This is a genomic window from Pseudomonas sp. MWU13-2105 (assembly GCF_023242315.1).
Lineage (GTDB): Bacteria > Pseudomonadota > Gammaproteobacteria > Pseudomonadales > Pseudomonadaceae > Aquipseudomonas.
This window is the reverse complement of record NZ_JALLIY010000019.1, coordinates 139,792-162,096: the sequence shown is the minus strand read 5'-3', so window position 1 is coordinate 162,096 and position 22,305 is coordinate 139,792. Positions and strand designations below refer to the sequence as shown.

At 62.2% G+C, this 22,305-nt stretch carries 21 protein-coding genes; 17 read left to right on the top strand and 4 right to left on the bottom strand.

Translation table 11 applies throughout. The annotated features are described in order from the left end of the window. Positions 1 to 80: 80 nt before the first annotated feature. Positions 81 to 1,301, bottom strand: a complete 1,221-nt coding sequence (locus M5B96_RS25695; RefSeq protein ID WP_248799786.1) for a CaiB/BaiF CoA transferase family protein — start codon at positions 1,299 to 1,301, stop codon at positions 81 to 83. A 17-nt stretch (positions 1,302 to 1,318) separates the two neighbouring features. Next, positions 1,319 to 2,500: an acyl-CoA dehydrogenase gene (locus tag M5B96_RS25690; protein WP_248799785.1), complete on the bottom strand. Its 1,182-nt coding sequence runs from the start codon at positions 2,498 to 2,500 to the stop codon at positions 1,319 to 1,321. A 158-nt stretch (positions 2,501 to 2,658) separates the two neighbouring features. On the opposite strand from M5B96_RS25690, the gene M5B96_RS25685 reads away from it, so the two are divergent. From M5B96_RS25685 to M5B96_RS25640, 10 genes are all read left to right on the top strand, one after another. Continuing rightward, the gene (locus M5B96_RS25685; protein WP_248799784.1) at positions 2,659 to 3,579 is read left to right on the top strand and encodes a LysR family transcriptional regulator; all 921 of its coding nucleotides are present in this window, start codon (positions 2,659 to 2,661) and stop codon (positions 3,577 to 3,579) included. 417 nt (positions 3,580 to 3,996) lie between these two features. Continuing rightward, entirely contained in the window at positions 3,997 to 5,118 is a 1,122-nt protein-coding gene (locus M5B96_RS25680) for a Re/Si-specific NAD(P)(+) transhydrogenase subunit alpha (RefSeq protein ID WP_248799783.1), read from the top strand. A 15-nt stretch (positions 5,119 to 5,133) separates the two neighbouring features. Continuing rightward, a complete protein-coding gene (locus tag M5B96_RS25675) occupies positions 5,134 to 5,457 on the top strand; it encodes an NAD(P) transhydrogenase subunit alpha (protein ID WP_017335806.1) in 324 nt (107 codons plus the stop codon). Further along, positions 5,457 to 6,893, top strand: a complete 1,437-nt coding sequence (locus M5B96_RS25670; protein WP_248799782.1) for an NAD(P)(+) transhydrogenase (Re/Si-specific) subunit beta — start codon at positions 5,457 to 5,459, stop codon at positions 6,891 to 6,893. The genes M5B96_RS25675 and M5B96_RS25670 overlap by 1 nt, the downstream gene beginning before the upstream one ends. Positions 6,894 to 7,075: 182 nt before the next feature. After that, a complete protein-coding gene (locus M5B96_RS25665; RefSeq protein WP_248799781.1) occupies positions 7,076 to 8,569 on the top strand; it encodes an acetyl-CoA hydrolase/transferase family protein in 1,494 nt (497 codons plus the stop codon). Positions 8,570 to 8,888: 319 nt separating this feature from the next. Next, positions 8,889 to 9,104, top strand: a complete 216-nt coding sequence (locus tag M5B96_RS25660) for a DUF1127 domain-containing protein (protein ID WP_248799780.1) — start codon at positions 8,889 to 8,891, stop codon at positions 9,102 to 9,104. Positions 9,105 to 9,483: 379 nt separating this feature from the next. Next, on the top strand, positions 9,484 to 9,801 hold the full coding sequence (locus tag M5B96_RS25655; protein ID WP_248799779.1) for a DUF2388 domain-containing protein: 318 nt from the start codon (positions 9,484 to 9,486) through the stop codon (positions 9,799 to 9,801). A 65-nt stretch (positions 9,802 to 9,866) separates the two neighbouring features. After that, entirely contained in the window at positions 9,867 to 10,160 is a 294-nt protein-coding gene (locus M5B96_RS25650) for a DUF2388 domain-containing protein (protein ID WP_248799778.1), read from the top strand. 27 nt (positions 10,161 to 10,187) lie between these two features. Further along, positions 10,188 to 10,508: a DUF2388 domain-containing protein gene (locus M5B96_RS25645; protein WP_248799777.1), complete on the top strand. Its 321-nt coding sequence runs from the start codon at positions 10,188 to 10,190 to the stop codon at positions 10,506 to 10,508. After that, complete coding sequence (locus M5B96_RS25640) at positions 10,505 to 12,472, top strand: DUF4105 domain-containing protein (protein WP_248799776.1); 1,968 nt, start codon at positions 10,505 to 10,507, stop codon at positions 12,470 to 12,472. Before M5B96_RS25645 ends, M5B96_RS25640 begins: the two co-directional genes overlap by 4 nt. 14 nt (positions 12,473 to 12,486) lie before the next feature. Here the strand turns inward: M5B96_RS25640 and M5B96_RS25635 are convergent, their stop codons facing one another. Both M5B96_RS25635 and M5B96_RS25630 read right to left on the bottom strand, forming a co-directional pair. Continuing rightward, positions 12,487 to 12,783, bottom strand: coding sequence for a hypothetical protein (locus tag M5B96_RS25635; RefSeq protein WP_248799775.1), 297 nt, complete (start codon positions 12,781 to 12,783; stop codon positions 12,487 to 12,489). Between the two features lie 205 nt (positions 12,784 to 12,988). Next, complete coding sequence (locus tag M5B96_RS25630) at positions 12,989 to 13,297, bottom strand: hypothetical protein (RefSeq protein ID WP_248799774.1); 309 nt, start codon at positions 13,295 to 13,297, stop codon at positions 12,989 to 12,991. 345 nt (positions 13,298 to 13,642) lie between these two features. Here M5B96_RS25630 and M5B96_RS25625 point away from each other — a divergent pair, with 345 nt between their 5' ends. From M5B96_RS25625 to M5B96_RS25595, 7 genes are all read left to right on the top strand, one after another. Further along, complete coding sequence (locus M5B96_RS25625) at positions 13,643 to 14,950, top strand: CitMHS family transporter (protein ID WP_248799773.1); 1,308 nt, start codon at positions 13,643 to 13,645, stop codon at positions 14,948 to 14,950. A 90-nt stretch (positions 14,951 to 15,040) separates the two neighbouring features. Next, entirely contained in the window at positions 15,041 to 15,790 is a 750-nt protein-coding gene (locus M5B96_RS25620) for a TerC family protein (protein ID WP_248799772.1), read from the top strand. A gap of 301 nt (positions 15,791 to 16,091) precedes the next feature. Beyond that, complete coding sequence (locus M5B96_RS25615; protein WP_248799771.1) at positions 16,092 to 17,750, top strand: Na/Pi cotransporter family protein; 1,659 nt, start codon at positions 16,092 to 16,094, stop codon at positions 17,748 to 17,750. A 55-nt stretch (positions 17,751 to 17,805) separates the two neighbouring features. After that, positions 17,806 to 19,185 (top strand): M16 family metallopeptidase, encoded by a 1,380-nt coding sequence (locus tag M5B96_RS25610; protein WP_248799770.1) that lies wholly within the window; start codon positions 17,806 to 17,808, stop codon positions 19,183 to 19,185. 90 nt (positions 19,186 to 19,275) lie between these two features. Next, positions 19,276 to 20,292, top strand: coding sequence for a DUF5924 family protein (locus tag M5B96_RS25605; protein WP_248799769.1), 1,017 nt, complete (start codon positions 19,276 to 19,278; stop codon positions 20,290 to 20,292). 66 nt (positions 20,293 to 20,358) lie between these two features. Further along, the gene (locus M5B96_RS25600; protein ID WP_248799789.1) at positions 20,359 to 21,504 is read left to right on the top strand and encodes an ABC transporter permease; all 1,146 of its coding nucleotides are present in this window, start codon (positions 20,359 to 20,361) and stop codon (positions 21,502 to 21,504) included. Then, positions 21,501 to 22,304, top strand: a complete 804-nt coding sequence (locus M5B96_RS25595; RefSeq protein ID WP_248799768.1) for an ABC transporter ATP-binding protein — start codon at positions 21,501 to 21,503, stop codon at positions 22,302 to 22,304. Before M5B96_RS25600 ends, M5B96_RS25595 begins: the two co-directional genes overlap by 4 nt. Position 22,305: the final 1 nt, after the last annotated feature.

The following is a 22,305-nucleotide window of genomic DNA, read 5'->3' as shown; positions in this document are numbered from 1 at the left end:
GAGCCAGAAACGGTGCAAACAACGAGGGTTGCGGCCGCCTCAAGCCTTGTGGCGCGTCCATATAGAAGAGAGCAGGGCGCCTAGAGAACGCCCGCTTCACGCAATGCGTCGACCGCTTCCGGCGCCAGGCCCAACACTCGCTGCAACACCTCCAGCGTGTGCTCACCCAATAGAGGAGGGGCACTGCGATACTCCACCGGCGTCGCAGACAAGCGGATCGGACTCGCCACCTGCGGCACCAGCTCCGCCAGCGGATGCGGCAACTGCACCGCCAGGCCACGGGCCTGCACCTGGGGATCGGCGAACACCTGCGACAGATCGTTGATCGGCCCACACGGCACACCCGCCTGCTCCAACTGCGTCACCCACTCAGCGGTAGTCTTGAACACTGTCGCCTGGCGAATCAACGGAATCAGCACCGCCCGGTTGGCCACCCGCAACGTATTGGTCGCAAACCGCGGATCGTCCGCCCACTGCGGCTGACCCGCTACCTCGGCAAACTTGCGGAACTGCCCGTCATTGCCCACCGTCAGGATGAAGTCGCCATCGGCCGTCGGGAAGTCCTGATACGGCACGATATTCGGATGGGCATTACCCAGGCGCTTGGGCGCCACTCCAGTGGTCAGGTAGTTCATCGCCTGGTTCGCCAGGCATGCCACCTGGACATCCAGCAGCGCCATATCGATATGCTGACCGCCGCCACCCTGATCGCGATGAGCCAGGGCCGCCAGAATGGCGACTGTCGAATACAACCCGGTAAGAATATCTGTCAGTGCTACACCCACCTTGACCGGCCCAGCCCCCTCATCACCCTCGGGTCGACCGGTCAGGCTCATCAGCCCCCCCAGCCCCTGGATCATGAAGTCATAACCGGCACGCTTGGCGTAGGGCCCGGTCTGACCGAAGCCGGTGATCGAGCAATAGATCAGCTTCGGGTTGAGCGTCTTGAGCGACGCATAGTCCAACCCATACGCCGCCAATCCGCCAACCTTGAAGTTCTCGATCAGGATATCGGACTTGGCCGCCAGCTCCCGGACCAGACGCTGTCCCTCGGGCCGGGTGAAATCGATGGTCACCGACTGCTTGTTACGGTTGGCCGACAGATAATAAGCCGCCTCCGTGGTGTTCTCGCCGTAAGCGTCCTTAAGGAAGGGTGGGCCCCAGGCGCGGGTATCGTCGCCATTACCCGGCCGCTCGACCTTGATCACCTCAGCCCCGAGGTCCGCGAGGATCTGACCGGACCAGGGCCCGGCCAGCACTCGCGACAAATCCAGCACTCGCAGATGCGATAGCGCGCCCATGAGCCAAGCTCCTTCTATTAATAGAACGCCTGGAGGCCAGTCTGGGCACGCCCGAGGATCAGCGCATGGACGTCATGGGTACCTTCATAGGTATTCACCACTTCCAGGTTCACCAGGTGCCGGGCAATCCCGAATTCGTCGGAGATCCCGTTGCCGCCGAGCATGTCACGCGCCATACGGGCGATATCCAGGGACTTGCCGCAGGAATTGCGCTTCATGATCGAAGTGATTTCCACCGCCGCCGTGCCTTCATCCTTCATCCGCCCCAGGCGCAGGCAGCCTTGCAAGGCGAGGGTGATTTCAGTCTGCATATCGGCCAACTTCTTCTGGATCAGTTGGGTCGCCGCCAAAGGCCGGCCGAACTGCTGGCGATCCAGGGTGTATTGGCGAGCGGTGTGCCAGCAGAACTCGGCAGCGCCCAATGCGCCCCAGGAAATGCCATAACGCGCGGAGTTGAGGCAGGTGAACGGGCCTTTCAAGCCACGCACTTCAGGGAAGATGTTTTCTTCAGGGACAAACACATTGTCCATGACGATTTCACCGGTGATCGAGGCCCGCAGGCCAACCTTGCCGTGAATGGCCGGAGCACTCAGGCCCTTCCAGCCTTTCTCGAGCACGAAGCCGCGGATATCGCCGGCATCGTCCTTGGCCCAGACCACGAACACATCGGCAATCGGGCTGTTGGTGATCCACATCTTGTTGCCGGTCAGGCTGTAGCCGCCGTCAACCTTGCGCGCACGACAGATCATCGCGCCCGGGTCGGAACCATGGTTCGGCTCGGTCAGGCCAAAGCAGCCGATCCATTCGCCAGAAGCCAGCTTCGGCAGGTACTTCTGTTTTTGCGCCTCGGTACCGAACTCATTGATCGGCACCATCACCAGGGACGACTGCACGCTCATCATCGAGCGATAGCCGGAGTCGACACGCTCGACTTCCCGGGCAATCAGGCCGTAGCTGACATAGTTCAGCCCACTGCCGCCGTACTCCACCGGAATGGTCGCGCCCAACAGGCCGACCTCACCCATTTCACGGAAAATCGCCGGATCGGTTTTTTCATGACGGAAGGCTTCGAGAACACGTGGCGCCAACTTGTCCTGGGCAAACTGCTCAGCCGTATCGCGGATCATGCGTTCTTCTTCAGTGAGTTGCTGATCCAGCAGCAGGGGATCGATCCAGTTGAAGCTTGCCTTGGCGCCCATGGTTGAGTCCTCGTGAAGTCAGTGAAAAAGGTATGGACTGATCCTAGGCGCCACCCGACCATCCGGCAAACGAGGATTTCGCATACTGTTGTGCTAATTTCTCACTCCGAGAAGCTTTTAACCGCTATTCAGCATCATCTTTAGTGAGGTTGCCGTACATGCGCCGTAAAATCCCCAGCACCACCGCGCTGATCAGCTTCGAAGCCGCAGCCCGTCACGAGAGCTTTACCAAGGCCGCCCAGGAGCTCTCCCTTACTCAAGGCGCCATCTGCCGACAGATCGCCAGCCTGGAGGAGTTTCTCGGCGTCGAACTGTTCCGACGCTCCCGGCGCGGGGTAAAACTGACTGAAGCAGGGCTTTCCTACAGCCGGCGGGTCGCCACCCAACTGGACGCGGTGGAACGCGACACGCTGTCGGTCATGGGCCAGCAGGGTGCCAATGTCATCGAGCTGGCCGTGGTCCCGACCTTCGGCACCCAATGGCTACTACCCAGGCTCAAGGACTTCCAGCAGCAGCACCCGGAAGTCACGGTCAACCTGACCAACCGCACCCGCCCGTTTCTCTTCGCCGACACCGACTTCGATGCCGCGATCTACTTCGGCGATGCCGACTGGTCGGGTACCGAGTCCCATCGGCTGATGGGCGAGAACCCCATGCCGGTGTGCAGCCCCAGCCTGCTGGGCGACCAGCAGGGCCTGAGCGCGGCACGGATCGCCGAGCTGCCGCTGCTGCAACAGACCACGCGCCCCTATGCCTGGCGCCAATGGTTCAACGCTCAGGAACTGAATGTGCCTCGTGACATGACAGGTCCGCGCTACGAGCTATTCTCCATGCTGGCCCAAGCAGCCATGCACGAGATGGGCGTCGCGCTGATTCCACCCTTCCTGATCCAGCGCGAACTGGAAGAGCGGCGCCTGGTGATCGCCAACCCCAGCGCGTTGTCCAGCATCAAGGCGTATTACCTGATGATTCCCGAACGAAAGGTCGAATCAGCGTCCTTGCGTGCTTTTCGGGACTGGCTGGTGAACCAGGCACAAGGCTACAGCCTGCTATCCTCAAGGTCCCCGAGCCTTAGTTGACTCTGTAGTCAATAACACTTAACACCTACAGATATAACAATATGTCGCTTTTAGGCAGACTGTACCGATACCGAGAAATTTGGCACGAGAGTGCCTGCCAGCAAGGCTTGTAAGCTCTATTTCCGTCCAATACCGACTCATTCACGCCACCGATTCGAATTTTCTTCAATTCCAGCCAAAATCCTTGTGAGCCCCCTGTATCATGGGCTCACGGCGTCTATCTGCGACATTTGGTCACAGAGTGACTTGTAGTTAATATTGCGTCACCTTTCAGAATATCTTGAAGGGTGTGGTTTTCACCTGCAAAATGCCGCGCCCCGCCGACAAATCCGGCGGGATCGTGCTGATCGGCCGCTCCAGATGCACCATCCGCAGTGCGCTGGCCTCTTATAAAAAAGATCACGCAGGAGATTTGACGTGCACATTGGTGTTCCTCTCGAAACCCAGACGGGTGAAACGCGGGTTGCTGCAACCCCGGAAACCATCAAGAAGCTGATCGGCCAGGGTCATAAGGTCACTGTGCAAAGCGGCGCCGGCGTTAACGCCAGCGTTGTCGACAGTGCCTATGAGGCGGCAGGCGCCGCCATCGGCAGCGCCAGCGACGCCTTTGGCGCCGAGCTGATCCTCAAGGTGGTGGCGCCCAGCGACAGCGAACTGACGCTGATCAAACGCGGCACCGTCCTGGTGGGCATGCTCAATCCGTTCAACAACGAAACCCTCGCCAAGCTGGCCGAACACGGCATCACCGCCTTTGCCCTGGAAGCTGCGCCACGCACCTCCCGTGCCCAGAGCCTGGATGTGCTGTCGTCTCAGGCCAACATCGCCGGCTACAAGGCGGTGCTGCTGGCGGCCCATCACTACCCCCGCTTCATGCCGATGCTGATGACCGCCGCGGGTACCGTAAAAGCCGCACGCGTGCTGATTCTCGGTGCTGGCGTGGCCGGTTTGCAGGCGATCGCCACGGCAAAACGCCTGGGTGCGGTGATCGAGGCATCCGACGTGCGTCCCGCGGTGAAGGAGCAGATCGAATCCCTCGGTGCCAAGTTCGTCGACGTGCCGTATGAGACCGATGAAGAACGCGAATGCGCGGTCGGCGTCGGCGGTTATGCCCGGCCGATGCCCGCCAGCTGGATGCAGCGCCAAGCCCTGGCGGTGCACGAGCGCGCCAAGCAGGCCGATATCGTCATCACCACCGCGCTGATCCCGGGTCGCAAGGCGCCGGTACTGCTCAGCGCCGAAACCGTCGCGCAGATGAAGCCCGGCTCGGTCGTCATCGACCTTGCGGCAGCCCAGGGCGGCAACTGCCCGCTGACCGTGGCCGATCAGGTGGTGGTCGAAAATGGCGTGACCATTTGCGGCCCGACCAACCTGGCCGGCGCCGTCGCGGCAGACGCCTCGGCCCTCTACGCACGCAACCTGCTGGACTTCCTCAAGCTGGTCTTCAACAAGGAAGGCCAATTCGAAGTGAACCTGGAAGACGACATCGTCGCCGCGTGCCTGATGTGCCGCGACGGCCAAGTCATCCGCAAAAACGCCTAAGCAGGGATTCAGACGATGGAAGAGCTTATCTCCCCCGGTATCTACAACCTGATCATCTTCGTGCTGGCGATTTATGTCGGTTACCACGTGGTCTGGAACGTTACACCCGCACTGCATACACCATTGATGGCAGTCACCAACGCGATCTCGGCGATCGTCATCGTCGGCGCCATGCTCGCCGCAGCCCTGACCGTGACCCCACTGGGCAAGACCATGGGCACCCTGGCGGTGGCCCTGGCAGCGGTGAACGTGTTCGGTGGCTTCCTGGTCACCCGCAGGATGCTTGAGATGTTCAAGAAAAAAGCCCCGAAAGCGGTAAAAGAAGAGGCGTCCAAGTAATGAGCATGAATCTCGTCACGACGCTCTACTTGATCGCGTCGATCTGCTTTATCCAGGCCCTCAAGGGCTTGTCGCACCCGACCACCTCGCGGCGCGGCAATCTGTTCGGCATGCTCGGCATGGCCCTGGCGATCCTCACCACCATCGGCCTCATCTATAAGCTCGGCGCGGAGCTGGCGACTGCCGGCATCGGCTACGTCATCGTCGGCTTGCTGATCGGCGGCACTGCCGGCTCGATCATGGCCAAGCGCGTTGAAATGACCAAGATGCCGGAGCTGGTCGCCTTCATGCACAGCATGATCGGCCTGGCGGCGGTGTTTATCGCCATTGCGGCGGTGGTCGAGCCGCAATCGTTGGGCATCGTCAAACAGCTGGGCGACTCGATTCCGCCGGGCAATCGCCTGGAGCTGTTCCTCGGCGCCGCAATCGGTGCGATCACCTTCTCAGGTTCGGTGATCGCCTTCGGCAAGTTGTCGGGCAAGTACAAGTTCCGCCTGTTCCAGGGCGCACCGGTACAGTTTGCCGGACAGCACAAGCTGAACCTGGTGCTGGGCCTGGCCACCCTGGCTCTCGGCCTGACCTTTATGCTCACCGGCAACCTCAACGCCTTCGCCCTGATGCTGGCCCTGGCCTTCGTGATGGGCGTGCTGATCATCATCCCGATCGGCGGCGCCGACATGCCGGTGGTGGTGTCGATGCTCAACAGCTACTCGGGCTGGGCGGCGGCGGGGATCGGCTTCTCGCTGAACAACTCGATGCTGATCATCGCCGGCTCGCTGGTGGGCTCAAGCGGTGCGATCCTCTCGTACATCATGTGCAAGGCAATGAACCGCTCGTTCTTCAACGTGCTGCTCGGTGGCTTCGGCAACACGGCCGACGCAGCGGGCCCGGCCGGCTCGAAGGAAGCCCGACCGGTGAAATCCGGTTCGGCGGATGACGCCACCTTCCTGCTGACCAACGCCGACACCGTGATCATCGTCCCCGGCTACGGCCTGGCGGTGGCCCGGGCACAGCACGCGCTCAAGGAACTGACCGAGAAGCTGACCCACCGTGGCGTGACCGTGAAGTACGCGATCCACCCGGTGGCCGGCCGCATGCCCGGGCACATGAACGTCTTGCTGGCCGAGGCTGAAGTACCTTACGACCAGGTGTTCGAGATGGAAGACATCAACTCCGAGTTCGGCCAGGCCGACGTGGTACTGGTGCTGGGCGCCAACGACGTGGTCAACCCGGCGGCGAAAAACGATCCGAAGTCGCCGATTGCCGGCATGCCGATTCTCGAGGCCTTCAAGGCCAAGACCATCATCGTCAACAAGCGCTCCATGGCCAGCGGCTATGCCGGCCTGGACAACGAGCTGTTCTACCTCGACAAGACCATGATGGTCTTCGGCGACGCGAAGAAAGTCATCGAGGACATGGTCAAGGCTGTCGAGTAGAAGCTTGCGTTAACGCAATATCGAGAACCCCGACCTTTGCTAGGTTGGGGTTTTTCTTTGCTCGCGAAAAAACCGACCAAAGGCCCTGAATCGTTGGCCGGCATTCGACCTTTGTCGTGCGGCGAAACTTTTTCAAACCTCTAGACTGCGCATCTTGCTTTCGTTGCCTGAGATAACACGCTATGTATCGTGATCGTATTCGCTTGCCTTCGTTGTTGGACAAGGTCATGGGCGCAGCCGACGCTGCCGCTCTGATTCAGGACGGCATGACCGTCGGCATGAGCGGCTTCACCCGCGCCGGTGAAGCCAAGGCGGTGCCCCATGCACTGGCCGAGCGCGCCAAGACATCGCCGCTGAAAATCACCCTGATGACCGGCGCCAGCCTGGGCAACGACCTCGATAAACAGCTCACCGAAGCCGGCGTGCTGTCGCGGCGCATGCCGTTCCAGGTCGACAGCACGTTGCGCAAGGCGATCAACGCCGGCGAAGTGATGTTTATCGACCAGCACCTGTCGGAAACCGTCGAACAACTGCGCAACAAGCAGCTCAAGCTGCCGGACCTGGCGGTGATCGAAGCCGTGGCCATCACCGAAGAAGGGCATATCGTGCCGACCACCTCGGTAGGCAACTCGGCCAGCTTCGCGATCTTCGCCAAGCAGGTGATCGTCGAGATCAACCTGGCACACAATCCGAACCTGGAAGGTCTGCACGACATCTATATCCCCAGCTATCGGCCGACCCGCACACCGATCCCGCTGGTGAAGGTCGACGATCGCATCGGCAGCACCGCGATCCCGATCGACCCGGCCAAGATCGTCGCCATCGTGATTACCAACAAGTCCGACTCGCCGTCCACCGTGACCCCGCCGGACAGCGACACCCAGGCTATCGCCAACCACCTGATCGACTTCCTCAAGGAAGAAGTGGCCGACGGACGCATGACCAACAACCTTGGCCCGCTGCAGGCCGGTATCGGCAACATCGCCAACGCGGTGATGTGCGGCCTGATCGACTCGCCGTTCGAAAACCTGACCATGTACTCCGAAGTGCTGCAAGACTCGACCTTCGACCTGATCGACGCCGGCAAGCTGTCCTTCGCCTCCGGCAGCTCGATCACCTTGTCGAGCCGGCGCAACAGCGATGTGTTCGGCAATCTGGAACACTACAAGGACAAGCTGGTGCTGCGCCCGCAGGAAATCTCCAACCACCCGGAAGTGGTGCGGCGCCTGGGCATCATCGCCATCAACACCGCCCTGGAGTTCGACCTGTACGGCAACGTCAACTCCACCCACGTCTGCGGCACGCGGATGATGAACGGCATCGGCGGCTCCGGCGACTTCGCCCGCAACGCGCACCTGGCGATCTTCGTCACCAAGTCGATTGCCAAGGGCGGGGCGATTTCCAGCGTGGTGCCGATGGTCAGCCACGTCGACCACACCGAGCATGACGTGGATATCCTCGTCACCGAAATCGGCCTGGCCGACCTGCGGGGCCTGGCGCCACGGGAACGGGCGCGGGCGGTGATCGACAACTGCGTGCACCCGGACTTCCGCGAAGCCCTGAACAGTTACTTCGAGCGCGCCTGCGCCCTGGGCGGTCATACCCCGCACATCCTGCGCGAAGCACTGAGTTGGCACATCAACCTGGAAGAAACCGGGAAGATGCTGCCGAGCTGATTGATACAGTTGGCCGCTGACGCAAACACAGTTTCGTCAGCGGCCTTTTATTTTTCAAAGGATCGATAAAAACTGTACTGCTGTACCGGTCATTTCCCACCTCGAATCACCTGGCAGCTCCCTCCGCACGACCAAAATGCACCATTTAGAGGCAGACAGGTACAGTTGCCTCACTTTCGAGCAGTACAGCACCCTTAAACAGTTAACTGAGCCCTCACAATACAGATGAACTGTATCTAGAGAGACTAGGCAAAGAGGAGGATCATTGGCATCAGTTAAACCACTACCTAATCCCGCCACAAGCGGAAGGATGCTAATCATGGAACGTACACTCAGTTCCGACATGTTCTACGAAAACACCGCTACCGACGCTCAAGCTTCCCTGCCTCTGCGCGTTCTCGCCAACCTGATGTTGTGGCAGCGCCGCATTGCCAGCCGCCATCAACTGGCTCGCCTGGATTCGCGCCTGCTGGCCGATGCCGGGATCAGCGAAGCACAGCGTTACGAAGAGTTGAGCAAGCCGTTCTGGCGCTAAGCAGCGCTCGCTGGCCCTGACCCACCGGGTCCACCGCCAGCACCCGAATTGAAAAAACAGAGCCCGTCGCGGGAAACCGCGACGGGCTTTGTCGTTTCGGCGAGATATTTTCGGAGAAAGGCGTACGAAAAAGCCTGACAGGTACAGTTATATGTTTTTAACAATTAACAGGTACACTTTAGCTCGACCTACGCGAAAGCCTCTAAACCGCGGATCAGCCGACGAAACTCGCTTTCGGCGGCTCGGGAACTCTGTCTAATATCGCGGTCTTAGGTAGCCAGCAGCGCGGAATGTGCGTCTGAGGTTCATCGTTCATCATGTCCGAGTGGCGGTCCCTGTCCGCTACCACTGTTCCTTTTCAAGCCCCAGGAGATTCACCATGTCCCGCTTTCGCCTGCTGAGTGCCGCCGCCCTGTTGACCCTGGCCAGCGCCGCCCACGCCAGCAGCTTCATCGTCACCACCGATTCGCTGGTCGGAGCCCTCAAGGCCACCTCCGACGCCTCGTCCGATGCCACCTCGTCGTTGCGCGACAACAAGATCGTGCGCGCCGCCCAGGATGACGCCGCCAGCTTCGTCGCCAGCAATGGCCAGATCCGCAGCGTCAAGCTGGAAAGTGCCTTCGACACCATCCGCCGCCAGGCCCCGCAATTGCAGGCCAGCGATGCACAGTTGGCCCAGGCGATACTGGCGATCTGAAACCCTGGCGCATGGGTCGAGCATTCCGCTAGCCTTGGCGCTCGCTCAATAAGACACCGAGACCCATGCGAACACTCAGCTTATTGCTCATAGCGCTCGGTTGGATCAGCCAGGCCCAGGCCTTCGACCTGACCACCCAGACCCTGGTTGGCAGCGCTTATGTCACCAGCCAAGTGACCACCGCGCCCTTCGACCGTAAACTGATACTCGCCGCCCGGGATGATGCTGCCGCTTTCGTTGCCAGCGATGGCCGACTACGCGGCGCACAACTGGAGTCGGCCCTGGGCTACCTGCGTCAAACCCAGCCAGAACTTCATGCCAGCGACCTTGAACTGGCCCAGGCAATTCTCGTCCAATAGTCACTTTGCATTCCCGGAGACCTTTACATGCGTACCCCCCTGATCGCCGCCGCACTCGGCCTGCTGTTGCTGACCGACGTGGCTTCGGCGCACACCCTGGTGGCTACCAGCAACATGCTCGTACGGGCCACGGGCCGTACCCTCGATTTCACCTCGGACACCACCACCTCGATCCGCGACTCGAAAGTGGTCCGCGAAGCCCATGACGACGCCGCCAGTTTCGTCGCCAGCCGGGGCGATATCCGCGGCGCCCATCTGGAAGCCGCCTTCGCCGCCTTGCGCACCCAAGTGCCGAACGCCCGTGATGCCAGCGATCAAGACCTCGCCGAAGCCATTCTCGCCCTGTGAGACTACTTACCGGTGGGTTGCTGGCCTGCGCCCTGTTGCTGTTCGGTAACGCGGCCCAGGCCAGCCTGCAATTGCAGCTCAAGAGCGAAGGCCTGAGCCCGGCCGAACAACAGGCCAGCCAGGCGCTGATCGATGAGGCCATGGCCCATCTGCCACCGCGTTTTATCGAGCAACTGGACCGCCGCATCGATGTCGTCTGGTCGACCCAGATGCCGGACAACGCCTACGGCGAAGCCTCGCTGGTCTCCGAAGTGGACCTCAATCGCATCTTGCTGCCCGGCCTGGTGGACGGTTCGGCGGCGACGAAAAAAACCAATCGTCCCCATGGCACCGTGCGCGAGGAAATGCTCGCCACCGTGCTCCACGAACTGACCCATATTTATGACCGCGCCCGTTTGTGGCCCGACGCCGAACGGACGCTGATCCGGCGCTGCAGCCAGCGTGACAGCAATACCGGCCTGGTCGGCCTGCCCGATCAATGCCGGGGCCAGACCGCTCGGCGCTTCACCCTCAGCGACGACCCGCGCCTGCTCGACCTCGCCGGCTGGCAACAAGTGGTCGGCAGTCGCGGCCAGCGGGAACAGCGCAACGGCCAGGTCGTCCGCAGCCCGGATATCTACGAAACCACCAATCCCAAGGAGTTCGTCGCGGTCAACATGGAGTACTTCCTCCTCGACCCGGCCTATGCCTGCCGCCGTCCGGCGCTGTATCGCTACTACCAGGAACGTTTCGGCTGGGCGCCAGCAACCAAGGACAGCTGCGACCAGGCCTTCCCGTTCCTCAACGCCGGCAACGATTTTGGCAAGACGCCCCTGGGCAAGATCGACCCCGAGCGCGTCTATGAAGTCGACTACCTGCTGGCCGAGGCCAACCAGAACTGGGTCAGCCGCTGGGGCCACAGCATGCTGCGCCTGGTGATCTGCGCCCCTGGCCGACCACGTGGGCCGGATTGCCGGCTGGACCTGGACCAGCACCTGGTGCTGTCCTATCGCGCCTTCGTCAACGACGTCCAGCTCTCGACCTGGGGCGGCCTGACCGGCGCCTACCCGTCGCGGCTGTTCGTCCTGCCGCTGTCCCAGGTGATCGACGAATACACCAAGACCGAACTGCGCAGCCTGGCCTCGGTGCCGCTGAAGCTGTCGCGCAAGGAAATCGAGGAAGTGGTCGAGCACGCCGCCGAAATGCACTGGAGCTACGACGGCAACTACTACTTCATCAGCAACAACTGCGCCGTGGAGACCTTGAAGCTGCTGCGCAGCGGCAGCGACAACGCCCAGCTCAAGGGCCTGGACAGCATAGTCCCGAATGGTTTGCTGGAGGTGCTCAAGGGTCGCGGCCTGGCCGATACCAGCGTGCTCGACGATCCCCGCGAAGCCTTGCGCCTGGGTTACCGCTTCGACTCCTACCGGGATCGCTACCAGGCCATGTTCGATGTCCTGAGAAAGCAGTTGCCGATCAAGCAGGAAACCGTCGAGGACTGGTTGTCGCAGTCCGCCGAAGCCCGTCGCCCGTGGTTTGCCCAGGCCAACCTGCGCGCCAGCGCCGCCATGCTGCTGCTGGAGCAGGCGAGCTTCCGCCGGCAGTTGCTGCTGGCCCAGGACGAGGTGAAACAGAAATACCTCGGTGCCCGCGACATCAAGCTCAAGGACAACGACATGGACAAGGCCAACCGCACCTTGCAGGAGATTCTTGCCAACAGCGGCTACCTCAGTCGTCCGGCGGAATTGCTCGGCAGCAGCGGCTATGGCTTGCCGCAAGCGTCCGAGTGGAAGCGCCTGGAAGCTGAAAGCAGCCAGCGCCAGCAGCAGCTGCAGCGCCTGACCGGCGACCTGGACAAGGAAATCCGCAAGCTGCTGGACCCGGCCCGGGAAGCGCAGATCGAGGCCAGTGAAGCCAACCTGAAGCTTGTCGGCGAACACCTGCGGGCGCTGCACAAGGCGGCGGGCGGGTTGGAACTGCCTTGAGGCTCAGGCCATCGTTACACGATCAAACCGATATCGCGTGCCTTGATGTCGTTAATGACAGATACCGACAGGGGATCGAATCCCAACGTTTTGACCAAAGGTCTCATTTCCTTGGCCAACGCATTGCTCAAGTCAGGTAGGTATTGCTTGGGCACACCGTTGATGATTAATACGAGCTTGAAACCACACGTCCGCATATCTAATGCCTGCAAAGCTGCCGGTAGTTCGGCAACAGCATCACCATGACGTCCAAGGCATGATGCAATGGTCAGTTGCGCCGCATTCGTCAATTTTTGACGGATTTCTCCCATATAGTCTGCCGAGTCTCGCGGCACACTAGACTTGGCCTCCACAATCCAAGCCTCTTCCCTGCCTCCTGGGGAGGGTCTTACCAGTACGAACTCGGCTATTTTCAGCCCGTCTCCAGCCTTTTTATAAACCGAGCTGCGCTCTATGGGGAAAAATTGTCTTCCTCGCAAGGACCGAAGCGCATACCTGATTCGTCGAATTCAATACTCATCCCAGAGTCAGCTCCACTTCCTGTTCGTAAAGTCTGATGGACTCATCAATGATCGGGTTATCCGGCATGCCTGCTTGCAGATCATCGGACGCCCAATGATCGTCGAGTGACGACAGAACAGGGATAGAGATCCTCTTCCTTTGCGCTGCCAAGTACAAAGCCTTCACGACAAAATAAGAGTGGCTGGCGATAAAAAACTGAATACCTCGCTCAGCTGCGCAGCAGTCGCAAAACCGGCCACCTCGGTCTACCTGATGCACCAGATTCGCAGGTTTTAGGGCCGCTTCGCCACCCAGCGCGAGCAAGCCCGCTCGCCACAAGACCGTGTTCGGCCTTGAGTGAATAGCATTGGAACCATAAGCCAGCTTGCTGCGGCTAGCGTGCCGACGACATGTGTCCTGAGATTTATATCGCCTGATCGGACGCTATCGCCACGACCGGCTGCTCCTACAAAAGTCCATTTGTTAGAGTTTGTTTCACGAAAGCTGGCTGAAAGCTTCACCCCATTAGCATCGCCCCGCCACCGCCACCAGACCGGTCGGCCACGGAGCGCGCCACAAGCGCTCCACGACCCAACTAACAACAAAAATGGTGATACCGATGCTTGCTAAGACCCGCCTCTTCGTTGCGACCCCGCCCGGAGTACGCCCATGCTGACTTTCCTTGGCTTTGCCATGGTCATTACCTTCATGTACCTGATCATGACCAAGCGCCTGTCCGCGCTGATCGCCCTGATCATCGTACCGATTGTCTTCGCCCTGTTCGGTGGCTTCGCCGCCGGTATCGGCAAGATGATGATCGACGGCATCACCAAGCTCGCGCCCACCGGCGTGATGCTGATGTTCGCCATCCTGTATTTCGCCCTGATGATCGACTCGGGTCTGTTCGACCCGGCCGTGCGCAAGATCCTCAAGCTGGTCAAGGGCGACCCGCTGAAAGTCTCGGTGGGCACCGCCGTGCTGGCCCTGGTGGTGTCCCTCGACGGTGACGGCGCCACCACCTACATGATCTGCGTCGCCGCCATGCTGCCGCTGTACAGTCGCATCGGCATGAGTCCGCGAATCATGGCCGGGCTGATCATCCTCGCCGGCGGGGTGATGAACATGACTCCCTGGGGCGGCCCGACCGCCCGTGCCGCCAGCGCGCTGCACGTCGACCCCTCGGATATCTTCGTACCGATGATCCCGGCCATGCTCGCCGGGGTCCTGGCGATCCTGGCCATTGCCTACGTCTATGGCCTGCGCGAGCGCGCGCGCCTGGGCGAGCTGCATGTCATCGGCGATGAGGTCGATCACAGCGAAATCAGCGTCTCGCAATTCCCCGACGCGCGCCGGCCGAAACTGATCCTGTTCAACGGCGCGCTGACCGTCGCCCTGATGGGCGCGTTGATCGCCGGCCTGCTGCCGTTGCCGGTGCTGTTCATGGTGGCGTTCAGTATCGCCATGATCGTCAACTACCCGTGCCTGCAACAGCAGAAGGACCGCATCGGCGCCCATGCCGGCAGCGTGCTGGCGGTGGTCGGGCTGATCTTCGCCGCCGGTATCTTCACCGGCATCCTGTCCGGCACCGGCATGGTCGACGCCATGTCCAAGAGCCTGCTGGCGGTGATCCCACCGGCGCTCGGTCCGTACCTGGCGCCAATCACCGCGCTGGTGAGCATGCCGTTCACCTTCTTCATGTCCAACGACGCCTTCTACTATGGCGTGCTGCCGGTGCTCGCCGAAGCCGCCAGCCACTACGGCATCAGCGCCGTGGAAATGGCCCGTGCCTCGATCGTCGGCCAGCCCGTCCACCTGTTGAGTCCACTGGTTCCCTCGACCTACCTGCTGGTGGCCCTGGCCGGTATCGAGTTCGGCGATCACCAGCGCTTCACTCTCAAGTGGGCGGTGCTGGTGTGCCTGTGCATACTGCTGGCCGCCTTGTTGCTGGGGACCTTTCCGCTCTTCGGTAGTCTATAAGGCAATGATTCACTGTCGTATAGGCGCGCGGCCTTCAGAACCTGGAGCCTGGCGCCGATACGGCTCAAACACTCGTTCAAAGGAATAGATATGGATTGGCTGACCAACCCGGAACTCTGGGTGGCCTTTTTCACCCTGACCGCCCTGGAGATTGTCCTGGGCATCGACAACATCATCATGATCTCGATCCTGGTCAGCCGCATGCCCCGGCATATGCAGCAACGCACGCGGATTTTCGGCCTGGCCCTGGCGATGATCACGCGGATCCTCCTGCTGCTGTCGATCACCTGGGTCATGCGCCTGACCGACGACCTGTTCGTGGTCTTCGGCCAGGGGATCTCCGGACGTGACCTGATCCTGTTCTTCGGTGGCCTGTTCCTGCTGTGGAAAAGCTCCCAGGAGATCTACCATGGCATGGAAGGCGCGGAAGAGGCGGGCGACGGGCCGAAAGGCAAGGGCGGCAACTTCCTCTACACCATCATCCAGATCGCCATTATCGACATCGTGTTTTCCCTCGACTCGGTGATTACCGCCGTGGGCATGGTCTCCCATGTACCGGTGATGATTGCCGCGATCGTCGTCGCGGTGCTGGTGATGATGCTGGCCTCGAAGACCATCGGCGACTTCATCGACAAGCACCCGTCGCTGAAGATGCTCGCGCTGTCGTTCCTGATCGTGGTCGGCACCGTGCTGATCGCCGAAGCCTTCGACGTGCACGTGCCCAAGGGCTATGTCTACTTCGCCATGGCGTTCTCCCTGGCGGTGGAAGCGATCAACATCAAGATGCGCACGGCGATGCAGAAAAAGAAGCAGGAGGAGCAAGCTGCGAAACGGCACTGAGGATGTGGCGGATCAATAACCCTGGACCCACTGTGGGAGCGGAGCTTTTAGCGGTCTCACGGCCCCCTTCGCGGGCAAGCTCCGCTCCCACAAGGTACGCGCTCAGGCCAAGCGAACAGCGTCAGGGACCTACAGGGCCTCACGGAAATATGACATTTTTGTTTCAGGCCCGGCGCTACTCATGCGATGCTGGCGCTTAGCCAAATAGCCAACTACAGCTTAAGGACAAGTCGTAGAAAAGGCGCACGGTCACAATCCGAGCTTGCCCCGATGGGGCACCAGTCATCCCAGGGGGCCCTCCATGCTGACCCTGCTCAATCTGCTTTCCGCCGTGACCCTGCTGATCTGGGGCACGCACATCGTCCGGACCGGCATCCTGCGGGTCTATGGTTCACAGCTGCGCCACGTCATCGGCCGCAACATGTCCAGGCGCCCCTTGGCCTTTGTCGCCGGAATCCTGGTCACCGCCATGGTCCAGAGCAGCAACGCCACCGCCATGCTGGTGACGTCCTTCGTCGGCCAGGGCCTGATGACGCTGACCCCGGCCCTGGCCATCATGCTCGGCGCCGACGTCGGCACCGCACTGATGGCCCGGGTCCTGACCTTCGACCTGTCCTGGCTGTCGCCGCTGCTGATCTTCCTCGGGGTGATCTTTTTCCTTTCGCGCAAGCAGACCCGCGCCGGCCAGCTCGGCCGCGTGGGCATCGGCCTGGGGCTGATCATCCTTGCCCTGCAACTGATCGTCGAAGCCGCCGCGCCCATCACCCATGCCCAGGGGGTGAAGGTGATGTTCGCTTCCCTGACCGGCGACATCCTCCTCGATGCCCTGGTCGGCGCGCTGTTCGCCATGGTCTCCTACTCCAGCCTGGCCGCCGTGCTGCTCACCGCGACCCTGGCCGGCGCCAACGTGATCAGCCTGCCGGTGGCCATCGGCCTGGTGATCGGCGCGAACATCGGCAGCGGCGTGCTGGCCTTCCTCGGCACCAGCATGCAGAACGCCGCCGGCCGCCAGGTGGCCCTCGGCAGCCTGCTGTACAAGCTGATCGGCCTGCTGTTGATTATCCCGGCGCTAAGTCCGCTGGCGCACTGGCTCAACCACCTTGGCTTGAGCCCCCAGGAAATCGTCATCGGCTTCCACCTGCTCTACAACACAGTGCGCTGCCTGCTGCTGCTGCCCAGCGTCGGGCCGATGGCCCGGCTCTGTACCTGGCTGCTGCCGGAGCGTCCCGAGGCCAACGGCAAGGCCACCCCCCGTCATCTCGACCTCGCCGCCCTCGACACCCCGAGCCTGGCGCTGTCCAACGCGGTGCGGGAAACCCTGCGCATCGGCGACCTGGTCGACAGCATGCTCGACGCCATGCTCAACGTGCTCAATGGCAAGCAGACCGCCGTGGCCATCGAGATACGCCGCCTGTGCGACGACGTCGAGGTGCTCTGCAGCGCGGTCAAACTCTATCTGGCGCAGATGCCCCGGGAAGACCTCGGCGACCAGGACAGCCGGCGCTGGGCGGAAACCATCGAACTGGCGGTCAACCTGAAGCTGGCGGCCGACCTAATCGAGCAGATGCTGCGCAAGGTGCAACGACAGAAAACCTCGCAACGCCGCTCGTTTTCCGAGGATGGCCTGGAGGAGCTGGCCGGGCTGCAGCGGCAACTGATCGACAACCTGCGCCTGGGCCTCACGGTGTTCCTCGGCGCCGATCCGCACAACGCCCGGCAATTGCTCCGGGAAAAACGTCGTTTCCGCGCCCAGGAACGGCGCCTGGCCCACGCTCATGTCAGTCGCTTGCAGCGTGGGGTGGTACAAAGCCTGGAAACCAGCTCGCTGCACCTGGAGCTGATTGCCGACATGAAACGCTTGAATTCGCTATTCTGCGGCAGCGCCTATGCGGTGCTGGAAACCGCCGAGACCGGCGCCCTGGCCTCGGAAAATCTCGACGACATCAGCCAATCGTCTTGAACGTCCACGGTTCCAGCGTTGTCTTTGCGTAGGACCCTGCCTTCGGAAAATGGTTATGCGTTGCCTGTTGTTCGCTTGCTTGTTGCTCAATACCCTGCACGCCGCCGCCCTTGATCGCTTCCAGGTCGAGGGTTATCAACTGCCCAACGGCCTGCAACTGCTGCTCAAACCCGGCAGCGAGCACGGCCACGTGGCAATCCGCCTGGTGGTGGGGGTCGGCTTCGACGATTTCTCCTGTGCCGACAAGGAACTGCCGCACCTGCTCGAACACCTGTTGTTCAGCGGCGTCGATGCCCGCGGCGAAGGCGGGCTGGAAGAGCGCATGCAAGCCCTCGGGGGCGAATGGAACGCCTACACCAGCAACGCCGACACCACCTTCGTGATCGAGGCCCCGGCGGCGAACCAGCGCAAGATTCTCGACCTGCTGCTGGAGATCCTCACCCGCACCGAGCTCAGCGACAGCGCCATCGCCGCCGCCAAGCAGGTGGTGGAGCGCGAGGAAGGCGGCCATTACTCGCACTTGCAGCGCTGGCTGGACCGCCAGGACCTCGGGCACAGCGCCAGCAACCAGTTGGCGGTGGAGTTGGGACTCAAATGCACCGAACGCGCCGATGTCCAGCACCTGACCCGCGAACAGTTGGAGGCCGTGCGCAAGAACTGGTACGCGCCGAACAACATGACTCTGATCATGGTCGGCGAGCTCGATCGCCTGCTTCCGGCCTACCTGGACCGGGCCTTCGGCGCACTGGAGCCGATTGAACCGAATGACCATCTGCCGTTGCCGGAGATCCACAACCAGGCCGCCGCCGCGCAACGTGACCTGCCGCGCGGCTGGGTCGGCAATGGGGCGAAAATCCACTGGCTGTTTCCCGAGCCGGTACTCGAAGGGTTGCCCGACGAGACCTTCGACCTGCTCAAGGATTATCTGGACTGGGCGCTGTATCGGCACTTGCGCCTGGACCACGGCCTGTCCTACGGGCCGTGGAGCGAACGCGAGGTGCTCGGCGGCGTTGGCTTCTTCAGCGTCAACGCCGATGTCGAGCGCGATAACCTGGACGACGCCCGGCAGGTGCTCGAGCAACTCAAGGCCCGCCTGCTCAAGGACGGGCTCGACCCGGACACCTTCGCCCGCCTGCAACAGGCCGCCATCGCCCGCCAGGCCTGGGCGGTGCAAGGCAACAGCGCCCTGGCCGACTACTACTGGGGGGCGCTGGGCGACTACGAGGACGGCCATTTTACCGACCCGGCCCAGGCCCTGCGGGCGGTGACGCTGGCGGATGCCAACCAGGCACTGCGCCAACTGCTCAAGCAGCCGGGTTACCTGCGGGTCGAAAAACCGTTGCTCAGCGATGAGCAACTGATCGGCCTGGGCGCCGCCCTGGCGGGCTTGCTGCTGATCGGGCTGCTGGGTTGGCGGAGCTATCGACGCCACTAGGCCATAAGAAGGCCATCACTGACACGACTAATCCGGCCTGAAACGGTATTGTGTCGCGATATTCTAATCGCCCGAACTGTGAACCGCCGAATGCCGAACTGGACCCTGCACATCCAACGCCTCCTCGCATTGATGAAGCGTTATCCAGGGGTCATTGCCGCCTTCGGATTCTGCTCCGGTATTGCCAGCTTCATCCTGGTCGACCGCCAGCAGGATTCCGCCAGCTGGATTGCGGTCATCCTGCTGGTGAGCTGGCTCTGGTTGATGTTGGAGAACGTCTTGACGCAGTTCTTCAGCCGCGTGTTCAAACACGACATCCCCGAGCCGCTGCTGCGCTATGCCACGCAGATGATCCACCAGCAAAGCCTGTCCTTTGTCCTGCCGTTCTTTTTCATTACCACCACCTGGAACAGCAGCCAGCTGCTGTTCACCGGATTGCTCGGCGCGGCGGCGCTGGTCTCGATCATCGACCCGCTGTACTACAACTGGCTCTCGCCGAGACGCTGGCTGCTGCTGGCGCTGCATACCCTGACCCTGTTCGCCGCGCTGCTGACCGCCCTGCCGATCATCCTGCACCTGACCACCCCGCAGAGCTACCAGCTGGCGCTGGGAACCGCGCTGCTGCTATCGATCCCAAGCCTGGCGGTGAGCCTGCCGCTGCGCAGTTGGCGGGGCTGGTGGATGCTGATCGGGGTCAGCCTGGCGATCGGCGGCGCCGGCTGGTTCCTGCGCTCGTGGGTACCGCCGGCGACCTTGTGGATGACCGAAGTCGCGGTGACCACCGAGTTGCAGGACCGCACCCCGGGCGAGGGCCTGGATCAAGTCAGCACCCGCCAGGTGCGCAAGGACGGGTTGTATGCCTACACCGCGATCAACGCACCGCGTGGGCTGGACGAGCGGATCTACCATGTCTGGCAGTTCAACGGCCGCGAGGTCGACCGCATCGCCCTGGATATCCATGGCGGACGCAAGGAAGGTTATCGCGCCTGGTCGCACAAGCAGAACTTCCCGGCCGATCCCACCGGCGACTGGCAGGTCCGGGTACTCACCGAGGGCGGCCAGATGCTCGGCGTGCTGCGCTTCAAGGTGACGGACGCGCCTGACTAGAGATCAGGGGCAAGATCGTGCTATTACAGAGGCCAGTATCAATATCTGTTAAGCACGGAGCTTTCGATCATCAGCGCAACGGCCGGCACCGCCCACCTGGATACCTCGAGCAGTCCCGCGCGCCTGCGGATCAGTGGTGACTGGACGCTGGCCCATTACGCCAACCTGAAGCAACGTGCCGCGCAACTGGTTGGCCAATACGACGCCAGTACCGATATCGACCTCAATGACCTCGGCGCCCTCGACACCGCCGGCGCATCCTTGCTGGTGGAACTGCTGGGCGCCGAACGCCTCGGCCGCTCGGCCGAGCACCCGAGCTGCCGCATCAGTGCCGCCGACCGGGCCCTGCTGCACACCGTGTATTGCTCGCTGGCGGACTTCTGCGAGCCGGTGCGCGAACCCGAAGAGGCGGCGGGCATCCAGTTGCTCGAGCGCATCGGCCGCGCCGTCGATGCCGTCTGGCAAGATACCCTGCAATTGCTCGGGTTTGTCGGCCTGATTCTCGAGACCCTGGCCCGGGGGATTTTCAACCCGCGGCGCTGGCGCATGACCGCGACCGTCGCGCATATCGAACAGACCGGCCTCGATGCAGCCCCGATCGTCGCCCTGCTGACCTTCCTGGTCGGCGCCGTGGTGGCGTTTCTCGGCGCCACGGTATTGAAAAGCTTCGGCGCCAGTATCTTTACCGTCGACCTGGTGGCGTTCTCCTTCCTGCGCGAGTTCGGCGTGCTGCTCACCGCCATCCTCATGGCCGGGCGTACCGCCAGCGCCTTCACCGCGCAGATCGGCTCGATGAAGGCCAACGAGGAGATCGATGCCATTCGCACCCTCGGCCTCGACCCCATGGAGCTGCTGGTGCTGCCGCGGGTTCTGGCCCTGCTGATCGCCCTGCCGATGCTGACCTTCCTGGCGATGCTCTGCGGGATTGTCGGTGGCGGCGTGGTCTGCGCCTGGTCGCTGGGGATCTCGCCGGCGATGTTCCTGTCCCTGTTGCAGGCCGATATCGGCGTCCGGCATTTCCTGGTGGGCATGGCCAAGGCGCCATTCTTCGCCTTCCTGATCGCCGCCGTCGGTTGCCTGGAAGGCTTCAAGGTCAGCGGCAGCGCCGAGTCGGTCGGTGCCCACACCACCTCCAGTGTGGTCCAGTCGATTTTTATCGTGATCGTGCTGGATGCCGTTGCCGCGCTGTTCTTCATGGAGATGGGCTGGTGAGCCGGCCGCCACGGGCGCCGAGCGAGGCGGTGATCGAGGTGCGCGGGCTGTGCAACCGCTTCGGCAGCCAGAGCGTCCACGAAAACCTCGACCTGGACCTCTACCGCGGCGAAATCCTCGCCGTGGTCGGCGGCTCCGGCAGCGGAAAATCGGTGCTGTTGCGCAGCATCGTCGGCCTGCGCAAACCCAGCGAGGGCAGCGTGCGGGTGTTCGGCCAGGACCTGCGCAGCCTCTCGGAACAGGCGCGCTCCCTGGTCGAACGGCGCTTCGGCGTACTGTTCCAGAAGGGCGCGCTGTTTTCCTCGCTGACGGTCACCGAGAACGTCGCCCTGCCGTTGATCGAGCACGCCGGCCTCAGCCGGCGCGATGCCGAGCACCTGGCGGCGGTCAAGCTGGCCCTGGCCGGCCTGCCGCTGTCGGCCGCCAACAAATACCCGGCCTCGCTGTCCGGCGGGATGATCAAGCGCGCCGCCCTGGCCCGGGCCCTGGCGCTGGACCCGGATATCCTGTTTCTCGACGAACCCACCGCCGGCCTCGACCCCATAGGCGCGGCAGCCTTCGACCAACTGATCCTGACCCTGCGCGATGCCCTGGGCCTGAGTGTGTTCCTGGTCACCCACGACCTGGACACGCTCTACACCATCACCGACCGGGTCGCGGTGCTGGCGCAGAAACGCGTGCTGGTGGCCGATGCCATCGACCGGGTCGCCGACACCGACGATCCGTGGATTCATGAATACTTCCATGGCCCGCGTGGCCGCGCCGCATTTGACGCGGTAACCCCGCACAAGGAGGGATGAG